General features: G+C 57.6%; 9 protein-coding genes. 5 read left to right on the forward strand and 4 right to left on the reverse strand.

Translation table 11 applies throughout. The features are described 5' to 3' along the window. Positions 1-145: 145 nt before the first annotated feature. From groL (SH292x_RS15165) to groL (SH292x_RS15175), 3 genes are all read right to left on the reverse strand, one after another. Positions 146-1,765: a chaperonin GroEL gene (groL, locus tag SH292x_RS15165; protein ID WP_442481855.1), complete on the reverse strand. Its 1,620-nt coding sequence runs from the start codon at positions 1,763-1,765 to the stop codon at positions 146-148. A gap of 136 nt (positions 1,766-1,901) precedes the next feature. After that, positions 1,902-2,201: a co-chaperone GroES gene (gene groES, locus SH292x_RS15170; protein ID WP_442481856.1), complete on the reverse strand. Its 300-nt coding sequence runs from the start codon at positions 2,199-2,201 to the stop codon at positions 1,902-1,904. A gap of 143 nt (positions 2,202-2,344) precedes the next feature. Continuing rightward, complete coding sequence (gene groL / locus SH292x_RS15175) at positions 2,345-4,015, reverse strand: chaperonin GroEL (protein ID WP_442485862.1); 1,671 nt, start codon at positions 4,013-4,015, stop codon at positions 2,345-2,347. 507 nt (positions 4,016-4,522) lie between these two features. Between groL (SH292x_RS15175) and SH292x_RS15180 the strand changes: the two genes are divergently transcribed. The 5 genes from SH292x_RS15180 to SH292x_RS15200 all read left to right on the forward strand — a co-directional run bounded on the left by SH292x_RS15180 (position 4,523) and on the right by SH292x_RS15200 (position 8,377). Next, the gene (locus SH292x_RS15180) at positions 4,523-5,884 is read left to right on the forward strand and encodes a KAP family P-loop NTPase fold protein (protein ID WP_442481857.1); all 1,362 of its coding nucleotides are present in this window, start codon (positions 4,523-4,525) and stop codon (positions 5,882-5,884) included. A 150-nt stretch (positions 5,885-6,034) separates the two neighbouring features. Beyond that, positions 6,035-6,376, forward strand: a complete 342-nt coding sequence (locus tag SH292x_RS15185; RefSeq protein WP_442481858.1) for an ArsR/SmtB family transcription factor — start codon at positions 6,035-6,037, stop codon at positions 6,374-6,376. A gap of 32 nt (positions 6,377-6,408) precedes the next feature. Continuing rightward, positions 6,409-6,864 (forward strand): SRPBCC family protein, encoded by a 456-nt coding sequence (locus SH292x_RS15190; RefSeq protein ID WP_442481859.1) that lies wholly within the window; start codon positions 6,409-6,411, stop codon positions 6,862-6,864. A 306-nt stretch (positions 6,865-7,170) separates the two neighbouring features. Beyond that, positions 7,171-7,989 carry a DUF899 domain-containing protein gene (locus tag SH292x_RS15195; protein WP_442481860.1) on the forward strand — a complete coding sequence of 273 codons (819 nt, stop codon included), beginning with the start codon at positions 7,171-7,173 and terminating at the stop codon, positions 7,987-7,989. Positions 7,990-8,179: 190 nt separating this feature from the next. Continuing rightward, positions 8,180-8,377, forward strand: coding sequence for a cold-shock protein (locus tag SH292x_RS15200; RefSeq protein ID WP_442481861.1), 198 nt, complete (start codon positions 8,180-8,182; stop codon positions 8,375-8,377). A gap of 121 nt (positions 8,378-8,498) precedes the next feature. On the opposite strand, the gene SH292x_RS15205 is transcribed toward SH292x_RS15200, so the two are convergent. After that, the gene (locus tag SH292x_RS15205; RefSeq protein ID WP_442481862.1) at positions 8,499-12,092 is read right to left on the reverse strand and encodes a choice-of-anchor Q domain-containing protein; all 3,594 of its coding nucleotides are present in this window, start codon (positions 12,090-12,092) and stop codon (positions 8,499-8,501) included. Positions 12,093-12,514: the final 422 nt, after the last annotated feature.

Consider the following 12,514-nt stretch of genomic DNA (forward strand, 5'->3'; position numbering starts at 1 on the left):
CTGTTGGCTTTAGGCTTTAAGCGAAGGGATGAAGAACTCTGGCTAACTGCCTCTAGCCAAACGCTCTCAGCACGCTAAAACACCGGGCCACTCGCGACTGTTCGCAAGTGGCCCGGCTTCGAATTTGGAACTACACTCGCGAGGCTTAGCGGACCGAGCCGATGACGGCACGCTTGTCCGAGTCCTTCGAGTCGTAGTTGGTCACCAGGGCCTCGGTGGTGAGGATCAGGCCGGCGATGCTGGCGGCGTTAGACAGGGCGGTCTTCACTACCTTGGTCGGGTCGATGACACCCGCCTTCAGCATGTCGACGTACTCGCCGGCGTTGGCGTCGAAACCGTGGTTGAACGGCTTCTGGGCCACCTCGTCGGCCACCACGCTACCTGGCAGACCACCGTTGTCGGCGATTTGCTTGAGCGGGGCGCTCAGCACACCGAGTACAATGTCGACGCCGATCTTCTCGTCACCCTTCGCGCCGCTGCGAGCGGCTTCGACTGCTTCGCGGCAACGAATCAGCGCCACGCCACCACCAGGCAGAATACCCTCTTCGACGGCCGCACGCGTGGCGTGCAGCGCGTCTTCGACGCGGGCCTTCTTCTGCTTCATGTCGGCTTCGCTGTTGGCACCCACCGACACGATGGCAACGCCACCAGTGAGCTTCGCCAGGCGCTCTTGCAGCTTCTCGCGATCGTAATCGCTGGTGCTGGCTTCGATGCTCTTGCGAATCTGGTCGATACGCTTCTTCACTTCGGCGTTGGCACCGGCACCTTGGACGATGGTGGTCGAGTCCTTGGTGATGGTGACCTTCTTCGCGCGACCCAGCTCTTCGAGCGTGACGGTGTCGAGCTTCTTGCCCAGGTCGTCGGACAGCATGGTGCCGCCGGTCAGGGTAGCAATGTCGCCGAGCATCGCCTTGCGACGATCACCAAAGCCAGGAGCCTTAACCGCCGCCACGTTCAGAATGCCACGCAGCTTGTTGACCACCAAAGCGGCCAGGGCTTCGCCCTCGACGTCTTCGGCGATGATCACTAGCGGCTTGCCCTTCTGGCTGACCTGCTCGAGGATCGGCAGCAACTCGCGAAGGTTGCTAATCTTCTTCTCGTGGATCAGGATGTAGGCATCGTCGATCGCAGCCGACATGGTCGACGGTTCGTTGATGAAGTAAGGCGACAAGTAACCCTTGTCGAACTGCATGCCCTCGACGAACTCCAGGGTCGTCTCAGTGCTCTTGCCTTCTTCGACAGTGATCACGCCGTCCTTACCAACCTTCTCCATCGCGTCGGCCAGCAGGTCGCCGATCTCGCGATCGTTGTTGGCGCTGATGGCACCGACCTGGGCGATTTCTTCCTTGCTCGAAACCTTCTTGCTTTTCGAGTCGAGGAAATCGCAAGCCGCCGCGACGGCCTTCTCAATACCACGACGCACGGCCGTGGGGTTGCTGCCGGCTACGATGTTGCGGGCACCTTCTTTGAGGATGGCGCGGGCGAGCACGGTAGCGGTGGTCGTTCCATCGCCGGCGAGCGACGAGGTCTTGTCGGCCACTTCGTGAACGAGCTTGGCACCCATGTTTTCGAACGGGTCTTCGAGCTCGATCTCTTTGCTAACGGTCACGCCGTCCTTGGTGACGGTCGGGCCGCCGAACGACTTGTTGATGATGACGTTGCGACCGGTCGGGCCCATCGTCACGGCCACGGCGTCGGCCAGTTTGTCGACACCCTTGAGCATCTTAGCTCGTGCGGCGTCGTCGAACATGAGTTGTTTAGCCACGGGAATATCCTTAAACGGTTGAGTTGCTGATGGATTCGATGCGGAGAGGTAGGCGAGCGGGGAAGGCGGAAGGTCGAAGGGGGCACGCAAGCGGCTGGGTTCCCCCTTCTGCCTTCCACCTTCCCCATCTGCACTACTAGGTGGTTACCTTCGCGAGAATGTCGGACTCACGCAGAATCTTGTACTCTTCGCCGTTCACTTCGACCTCGGATCCGCCGTACTTGCCGTAGATCACTTCGTCGCCCACGGCGACCGATAGCTCGCCACGGTTACCGCTGTCGAGCAGCTTGCCGGCACCAACGGCGATTACCTTGCCACGCTGAGGCTTTTCGCGAGCCGCGTCCGGCAGCACGATGCCACCAGCGGTCATCTCTTCAGCTTCCAGCGGTTGCACAACCACACGATCGTCTAGCGGACGCAGTTTGATTTTGGCCATGATTATTTCCTCGTGATTTGACTTATCTATGAATGTTGAGGCCGAAGCGTAAGGCTTGGCTCTAGGCTATTAGCTGGAAGCTGCGGGCCATTCGTTCGACTTCTGGCGTAGAGCCCAAAGCCGATAGCCAACAGCCCCGTCGATTACATCATTCCGGGCATGCCCATGCCGCCCATGCCACCCATTCCGCCCATGCCACCCATGCCGTGATCATGATGATCGTGGCCACCGCCGGCTTCTTCTTCGGCCGGGATGTCGGCGATCAGCGAATCGGTGGTGAGCAGTAGCGCGGCGACGCTCGCGGCGTTTTGCAGCGCGGTCTTCACCACGCGAGCGGGATCGATCACGCCGGCGGCGACCAAGTCGGTGTACTCGTCCTTGTCGGCGTTGTACCCTTCGGTCTTGCCCTTCATGCGACGCACGCGATTCACCACCACGGCGCCGTCGACACCGGCGTTCTCGGCGATGTAACGCAGCGGGTACTCAAGCACCGCGCGAATGATGTCGGCACCCAGCTTCTCGTCTCCCTTGAGGTCGAGCTTGTCGAGGGCCTTTTCGCTACGCAGCAGGGCGACACCACCACCGGGGACAATGCCCTCGGCCAGGGCGGCGTGCGTAGCAGCGCGGGCATCGTCAAACAATGCCTTACGCTCCTTCATTTCGCTCTCGGTCACGGCACCGCACTTGATCTCGGCCACACCGCCGGCGAGCTTCGCCAGGCGTTCCTGCAGCTTCTCGCGGTCGTAGTCGCTGTCGGTCGATTCGATCTCGCGACGGATCTGCTCGGCACGGCCGTTGATCGCGTCCTTCGAACCACCACCGCCAACAATGGTGGTGTTGTCGCCGGTGACGATGACCTTCTTGGCCTTGCCTAGGTCGCTGAGCTGGACGGCTTCGAGCTTGATGCCGAGGTCCTTGAAGATGGCGTTCGCACCGGTCAGGGTCGCGATGTCGCCCAGCATCGCCTTGCGACGATCGCCGTAGCCAGGGGCCTTCACGGCACAGACGTGGACGATGCCACGCATCTTGTTGACGACCAGCGTCGCCAGGGCTTCGCCATCGACGTCTTCGGCCAGAATCAACAGCGGCTTGCCCGACTTGCTGATCGCTTCGAGGACGGGAACCAGATTCTTGGCGTTCGAAATCTTCTCTTCGAACACGAGGACCAAGCAGTTGTCGAGCTCGGCGGACATGTCGTCTTCGTTCGTCACGAAGTGGGGCGACAGGTAACCGCGATCAAACTGCATGCCTTCGACGACTTCGACGGTGGTCTCGTTGCCACGGCCTTCGTCGACGGTGATCACGCCGTTCTTGCCGACCTTGCTAAAGGCGTCGGCGAGCACCGAGCCGATGGTGGGATCGTTGTTGCCGGCGATGGTGGCAATTTGCTGCAGACGCTTCTTATCCTTCACGTCCAGCGGCTCGGCCATCTTCGAGATTGCTTCGCTGACGGCCTCGACCGCCTTCGAGATGCCACGGCCGAGGGCCATGGGATCGGCACCAGCGGCGATCATCTTCAGGCCTTCGCGGAAGATGCCATCGGCCAGCACGGTGGCGGTGGTGGTGCCGTCGCCAGCGACGTCGTTGGTCTTGCTGGCGGCTTCCTTTACGAGCTGGGCACCCAGGTTTTCAAACGGGTCGTCCAGTTCGATGTCCTCAGCAACGGTCACGCCGTCTTTGGTCACCTTGGGCGAGCCCCAACCCTTGTCGAGCACCGCATTACGGCCGCGGGGGCCAAGCGTGCTTCGTACAGCCCGAGCCAGCTTCGCGACGCCAGCCGCCAGAGGGCGGCGAGCTTCGTCGTCAAACACCATTTGTTTCGCCACTGTCAAAACTCCTTTGAAGTGTCAGTCGTCCGTAGACAGTTCTGTCTAATTAATTACTTGATCAAGCGTGTCGCGCCCAAAGCGCGGGCCCGGAGGCCCGTCCATCGACGGGCCTCCGGACGCGTGCTCGGCGGCCTCGGCCCCGACCCCCGCGATGAAAACACCGGTGGTGGCAGACCGTGGGTGTCCTCTACGCCCTAGTATGCAAGCAGCGTGCCAAGGCCAAAAAAGCGAGAAAACCTCGGATTTCGACGGTCATTCTACGGCGAGGGTGGCGGCAGCCGATAGGGGCGGGTGCCAGAATGGCAGGACGGGTAGGCAAGCCGTGATTTGGCTCGAAGGTAGTCCGGGTCCGGGGACGGCCCGGCTCGCTGGGTGCCGAGGAGCATTTAGCACCTAGGGAATTCCAGGAGGACGTTCTACCCACCTGCGGATTCCCCTAAGCTGAGAGATGTTGCAATCCAAACCAGACGAAAGATCGGCGAAAGGGAGAGCATGGAGATATCGGACTTTACGCACGACCTATTGGGACTACAGACCTTTGCGGAGCGTCTCGAAGGCTTCATTCCGGTCGAGCATGATTTTGTCGAAGGGAGCCTAGTGATCGCGCTCAGCTCCAAGTTTGGATCCGGCAAGTCAACTTTCCTAAAGATGTGGCGTAAGAGGTTAGAGACCGGTGGCGCGGGTTCATTTAATCCGCTGGTGGTCGAACTGAATGCCTGGGAGAGCGACTACTACGGCGATGCTCTCTTGGCCATCGTTTCCAGTCTGGTTGATGCCTTGGTTGCGCATCACAAGGATGGGGCCGCGAAGACCATTATCAACGCCGCGAAGGACTTCGGATGGTTTGCTACCGCTGTTGCCGGGCAACTTGTGGATAAAACCACTGGGATCAACTTTGTAGAAGCAGGCAAGCTTGCAGAGGAAAAGAAGGCATCTCGGCAAGGCATCGACGAGACTGCAAACACATTCTCAATGTTCAAGTCGCGCAAGTCGGCTATGGAGCGTCTTCGACGCGCAATAACGAAAGCAGTCGAAGACGCCCCGAATGGCGTCCTGTTTCTTGTCGACGAACTAGATCGATGCCGCCCTGATTACGCGATCGCGTACCTCGAAACCATCAAGCACATCTTTGATGTTCCGAATGCCACATTCATTCTTGCGATCGATCGGCGGCAGCTTGAAAACTCAGCGAAGACAGCGTTTGGCCCGAATTTAGATTTCGACGAGTATCTACGAAAGTTCGTACAACGGGAAATCGCTCTTCCGCCAATGTCAAACGATGGCTGTGAAAAGCTAGTGAGTGACTACTTTAATTACTACCTTGAACGCACTGACCTAAGACACTGCTATTTTAATACAAACAGTCATCAAATCGGAAATATTCTCGATCTCCTGATTGCTCTTCAGCCGACTCCCCGTCAACTCCAAGAAGTCTTTCGGATTGTGGGTCACCTCATGAGTACGTCTGAGAAGAATGCAGGACGTATCTATTGGCTACTTGGAATTGGCTCAATTGCCATGGCTGCTCTTCGAATATGCAAACCTGCCATATATCTAGGACTGGGCAAACAACAACTTGATCCAACGGAGGCGGTGAAGTTTCTCAAGAGGGCTCTGGGACGGCAGGGTAATGTCGAATGGTGGTTCACGTTGTTTCTAACCGGCGGCGGGCTGAGCGTAAGTTCCGAGGAGGACATTCACAAAGTTCTAGTCAGCGTCGGGCTGCGCAAGGGCGGGGATGATACCCCGCATCGGGACTCTGACTCCACGTGGGATCCGGGCTGGCGAGAGACCAGGGGAAGCCGGACCTCGGAACTATACGGCCGCATCGAACACATCCTAGGATTCGGTTGACGCGTGCGGCGTTTAGCTCCTCCCCGTGGCACCACCCGGTGACACTTCCGGCGGCCAGGGACGGCCCGGCTCTCACGGGCCTCTCTACCGATGTAACGGATTTCTAATCGCACACCTTGACATATTCCCATATAGGAATATATTCAACACATGCCTCGAACCCCTACCACTTCCGATGTCTTCAACGCCATCGCCGAGCCGCGGCGGCGGGAAATTATCGAGACGCTCGCCAAGCGAGGGGCGCTGACCGTCGGGGTGCTCGTTACCACGCTCGGACTTTCTCAGCCCGCCGTGTCGAAACACCTGGGTGTTCTTCGACAAGTAGGGGTGGTCGCCGTCGAGAAGCAAGGGAAACAGCGGATTTACAGCCTCGAAGCGGAGAAGCTGAAAGTGGTGCACGAATGGGTCAAGTCGTTCGAGCAGCTATGGGATCACCAACTCGATGGCATCAAGCGCAAAGCCGAACGCCTGGCTCGCGAGCAGGCGAAATAAACCGTCACGCCTTCAACTTATAGGGAAGCATCATGAGTACCAATGAGTCCCCTTCCATCGACAGCTTCGAGCTTCGCAAAGAAGTCGAAATCAAAGCGCCGATTGCCATCGCGTTTCGGGCGACCCTGGAACAACTGGGCCCCGACTGCGAAATGCCGGGGGGCGAGGCGTATCCGATGAAGTTCGAGGCGTGGCCCGGCGGGCGTTGGTTTCGCGATCTGGGCGAAGGGGTCGGCCACTTATGGGGTCACGTGCAGGTGATCAAGCCGCCCAAGCTCATTGAAATCTGTGGGCCGCTGATGATGTCGTTCGCCGCGACGAATCACGTGCAGTATCGCCTGACGGAAGAGGGCGACATCACTCGACTCACGCTGGTGCACCGCAGCATGGGGGTGATGGTAAGCCAGTACCAGGACGATTTGTTCAAAGGCTGGAGTTACTGGTTGGAACACATCGCTGAGATGGCCGAGTCGAAGGCCGGGAAGTGAGTTACCGTTATGCCAAGGTGTTGCTGCATTGCTGCCGAGTCAACCAACGAGCCACGCAAGACGGCGCGGGGCGAACGCGTGGCCTGGATCCTCTCCACTGCCCTGCTGTTCGCTGTGCCTAAGTGCCCCGCGTGCCTGGCTGCGTACGTAGCGCTGTGGACCGGTCTTGGATTGTCGCTTGCGACCGCGTCCTATGTTCGCTGGGCGATGCTGGCGATCGCTGTCGTCGTTCTCACCGTTTTGTGCACAAAGCGGATTGGCGCTTTCGCCATCCGAGCTCGCTTACTTTCTCAAGGAGTCAAAACCATGTCCCACGTAGTTGTCAGTCGCGAAGAGTGGACCCACGCCCGCAAGGAGCTACTCGCGGCGGAGAAAGAGTTAACCCGCCGTAGCGACGAGCTGGCACGGCAGCGGCAGGCGCTGCCGTGGGTGCGGATCGACAAGACGTACGAGTTCGATACGAAGGAAGGCAAGAAATCGCTCGAAGAGCTATTCGAGGGCCGGTCGCAGCTACTCCTCTATCACTTTATGTTTGGCCCCGACTACGCTGCGGGCTGCCCGTCCTGTTCGTCGATTGCCGATCAGTTCGATGGTCTCGCAACCCACTTGGCCAACCACGACGTGATGCTGTGGGCGGTGTCGAGGGCACCGCTGCAAAAGCTCGCCGCGTTTCAGAGCCGGATGGGTTGGCGGTTTCCTTGGGCCTCGTCTTACGGAAGCGATTTCAATTTCGACTTTGGCGTGTCGTTCACCGAAGAGCAGCAGCGATCGGGTGGCATTGAGTACAACTACACCCGCGAACCGGCAATGGACGCAGCACCACAGGGCCCAGCGATTGATTCCACTACCACGCCCGACGGGGCAATCAAAGGGGCGGCCATCACTGGCACCGATATCGCCACCTACGCACGCGAGCGGCCGGGCTTGAGTTCGCTCGTCATAGAAAACGGTGAGGTCTATCACACGTACTCGGCCTTCTCGCGCGGCCTTGATGGTCTATGGGGCATCTATCAATGGCTCGACCGCGCACCGATGGGACGCAACGAGACGGGTCATTGGATTCGGCTCCATGACAGCTACGGCGCACTACCGCAGGCCAGTGCTTCCTGCTGTCAGTGTGCGTAAAAACGACGCCCGCCGGCTGCTGGGAATGCCGGTATTACTCGTTATTCCTCCTGATAAACGCATGTTTTCTCCACTTTCCATCCTGGACTGGCTTCTTGCCAGCAATCTGCTAAACTTGTGACGTGGAGCGGCCGCATGGTTGTGTTGATTTTGGGTCGGCTCCACGCTTTCATTTTGAGGTTTTGAAGAGATGGCTGAAGGTACAATCAAGCGTTTGACGGACAAGGGTTTTGGCTTCATCGACACGGGAACCGGACAGGACATGTTCTTCCACTCGTCGAATGTCGAAGAAACCAGCTTCGATGAGCTCCGCGAAGGTCAGCAAGTGAGCTATGTCGAAGGCCGTGGCCCCAAGGGTCCTCGCGCTGAGCAGGTTCGCCCCGTCTAAGGCGGCACCGTCTGTAGGGCGAATCGCTCTCCCAAGCAACGCAAAAGCCGTCGAAGGAACGACGGCTTTTTTTATGCGCGTTGCGTGAGTTGCAACTAAGTTGTTCGCTTCGCCTACCGCTTCAACTATCGAAGCCGAGGGTCGCTGCAATGAGCAACTCCTCGAAAGGATCGGACACCATTTGCTCCGTCGGCGAATCGTCTTGATGGAAAAATGGCTCCTTCCTATCTGCGACCGAGTGAAGTTTCTTCCTGGCGTCTGAAGACTCCGCTATGTCACACACAAGCAAGGCGAGCATTCCGCCTTCACTGCGGACGAGTTCAGCGAAAACAGCATCGACGGCCTCGTTATGATTCGGTTCGGACCGTTGCGGCGTAACCAAGATGCCAGTTTCTGAAAAGGGGCTGCTTCTCAGTTCTTGAACCGGATCGACCTGCAGCTCGACCGCACCAATATCGATACGAGCGGTTTGGCTTCCTCCATCGATGATTCGGGTATACGGCTCTCCGCGCTGATCGTAATCGCCTGAGAAGGTGAAGCTCCCGTAGACAAGCTGCGGGAGCATTGCGATATCCGGGTTGCCCGCGTCGACCAATGGGCTTCCCTGGATCGGCAAATGAGTTCGCGTTGGCCCCCCGTTGTCGGCCAAGGGACCAAGCATGGCGTCGACATTTATCCAATTGCCCGGTCCCAACCCGCCGGTGGCGAGCGATGAGCCATCTGGATTTCCGACGAGCGAATGACTGACGCTCAGTTGCTCCTCCACTCCATTCACACCGGTCGCCAAAAGATCGGGGCCAACGGGCGCGGTGTTTCCGTGTAACACGGTTCCAGTGATATTCGAGGCAGTATTAGAGTAGTAAACATACGCCCCACCTCCGGCGGCACCCTCCCCGATGGCAGTGTTTTCAGCGATGGTCGATTGTGTCGACAGCGCCGACGCTGTCCAAACTCCTCCGCCTTGTGCGTTCGTGCCCTCGACGCGGTTTCCACTGATCGTGGATTGGTAAAGATTCACACCCAATTGGGCAAACACTCCCCCGCCCCGCGACCCGTCGCCAACAGCCTCATTTCCGGAGATAGTGGATCGCACGATCGTGCCGCGCTCCGTCCAGATACCACCCGACAGCCCAGCACCGGTAGCCGAGTTGTTCTCAATCGTTGAATCGACCAGCAGCATGAATCTAGCAGCAATTCCCGCCGCCAACCTATTGGCCGGGACGGGGCCGTCATACGTTACCGAGTTGTCTGCAACCACCACACGTTCAGCAATGAGGTTGTTCGCCATTATGCCGGGCACAAGCCAACCATAGAGAGCATGGGAATTTTGATTTCCCACTACCGACGAATCTCGTATGGTGACGTCGCCCCCGAGGATACCTCCACCGTTATTGCGAATCGTGGTGCCAACAATCTCGATATTGGAATGGCTGGTAACCCCGGGTCCGCTGTTGCCGGAGATCACACTATCGATCACCCTTCGGGCCGAGAGGTAAGATTGGTTATTGGTAACTTCGGTGCGCCAGACCTGGGCGATTATGCTGGTGAGGGCTGTGTCCGTTGGTGTAATGTTCTCCGCTAGCGTGGAATCGCTAATCATGAGGGTGGCATTCGATGGCGCTCCTATAAGGATCACCGAGCTGAAGGTATCCGTCCGATAGGTCATTTCATTCGAGTGGACCGTGGTATCGCGAATACCGATGGACCCCATGCCATGTACGATGCTTCCAGCGGACTTGTTACCCTCAATGACGCAGTCATCTAACGAGATGGCTTCGGTAGTGGCCTCAATAGGCGATCCGTTTGCCTTGCGTCCTTCGGCGTAAATGGCGGCGGCAGATGATCCCGTAAGGAAGACCGTGAAGTTCCCGCTGATAGAACTTCTGGTGCCTACGAGGCGCCCTTTGGTTTGAATGCCAATACCGGTACCGCCGCCAATCTGGTACGAGTTGAAATCGACGTGGCTGTCGACCAGCGTCACGTCTCCAATTGCCTGAATGCCCGCGCCGCCGATCTTGTTTGTGACCGTCATTCTGGAGCCGAGGTTATGGGAGACATGACTCTCCACTAAACTAACTGCACCCTTCGCGATGACTCCATTTCCGCCGTTGTGCTCCACACGACTTTGTTCAAGGAGTACGTCCTTCTCAGCGTAAATGCCACCAGCGGAGGCCTCCGTAATCGTGCTGTCGACTAGACTGACAAAGTAAGCACTCACGCCGAGCACTTGCTTGGATTCGTCTCCCACGTTTCGAATAATGCTATTCTCGAGGCGGACATCGTAAGCACGGATCGCGGCGCCCGATGAGTTGATTCCTTCAATGACCGAATTGTGTATTTCAACAATGCCGTCGGAACGAATTGCCCCACCATCCAGTTGCCCGCTGTCAAAGTCAGAGATGCTCCCGTCGATGAAGGTCAGTTTGCCGCGCTGGGTGAATTCGATTCCGAAATTATCCTTTGCGTCACTAGGGTCGCCGTTTCGGATGTGCAATCCAGCCAGGGTTACGTCGTAATCGCTAAATGGATACAGCGAGGAGTTACCGACTCGCAGAGACGCCATGTATGGACCCGGGTCTATGGTAATGCCATCGGGAAGCATTCGCGCATCGATGGTAACTGGGTTGTCGATGCGAAGACCGGGCCCTGCGTAGTAGATGTCGTTATACGTGACATGGACAACTCCACCCGATAAGGCGGGATCGAACGTGATTAGGTCAACCCAACCGGTTAGCATATTTATGTAAAGCGCCTCCCGCAGCGTGGTAATTCCGTTGTTCGGATTACGGTCGTTGAAGTCGGCGAGGGAATTTACCACGATGCTTTGACCGGTAGGAATGAACCCGAAGTGGGCCTTCCAGGTGCTGTAGTCGTCGGCCGTCACCTGGCCATCGCCGGTTGCATCGCCGAGGCCAAAGGGCTCCGCTACCGAACCTAGGTTGTCACGCCAAACTGTGTAGTCGGCTAGATTCACCGAGCCATCCGCGTTGAAATCGCCTGGTACGAAGTTGGGCACGGCTTGTGCCTCGTACGCCCCCATATCCAGGCGACCAACTTGCCGCTGATAGACCTCTCCGCGCGAGTCAACGGCCCCCGCAGCCGCCACGTAACTTGGATCACCCGCATCGAGAGCGGGACTGCCGGGCATGAGGGCGAAAGTTTCTCTCACACCTCCATTGTCGGCCAATGGACCCAGTTGAGGATTGACGTTCAGCAAGTTGCCTTCGCCCGTGACGTTGGCTTCGCTCACATGGGAAAGAACGCTATAGCTTGCGTTCACTCGAGCATTAATATACCCATCGACAATCGAATTTCGGATGATGATCGAATTCGAACTGGCTCCGCCTACCTGCTCAACCATGGGCGAGAGCCCATTGGATTTCCCTCCGATAGTGCTATTCTCAATCATTACGCTCCCAGAGCCACCCCACCGAATGGCCGTATCATTTGTCCAATCGCTTGCAATGGTAGTGTTGATGATTGTCAGGTCTCTACTATTGCTAATAGCATGTGCGACCCCCGAGCCTCGATTATTAGCAAAGAAGCTATTCGTAACCGTTAGCTTATAGAGATTGATGATCGGGGTATTGATATTCCCAATGAACGAACAGTTGTCGACCAGGGCATTGCCAGTGACGCGTAGGGCGTTCGGAGAGCGGGTGAAAGTTAGACCGCGAAATTCGGAAACTACTTCCGCAGAGGAACTGAGTGACAACAGATTCGACTTGCTATTGCCATCCAGCGTTATTCCATCCGGAAGTGAAGTTGCATCAATCGAGAGACGGTTTCCAATCGAGATGATGCTGCCGAAGACAATCGTTCCGCCCGAAAGTTCCGGGGCAAAAACGATCTCGTCGTAATCCGGAGTGCTATTGGCTTGGCCAATCGCGTCGCGAAGAGAGCCTGGCCCCGAGTCGGCCAGCGATTCGACGGTGTAAGTAGCCAGTAGGCGGCGGTCTTCGAGACGCTCGCAACGTAGACGACGGAAATGAGTCGAACGCATCATTGTCTCGAATTCACGCACGGAACAAGAAGAGGAAGAAGACGAGCAGAGTCGCGAGAATCAGCGAATGTGTAAATTCAAGCCCTCCGAGTATAGGCAGATTTGCGAACCCAAGCCATCTTGGTCCCCGAAGA

The sequence above is a fragment of the Aeoliella fuhlenseeensis genome (assembly GCF_052161615.1).
Lineage (GTDB): Bacteria > Planctomycetota > Planctomycetia > Pirellulales > Lacipirellulaceae > Aeoliella.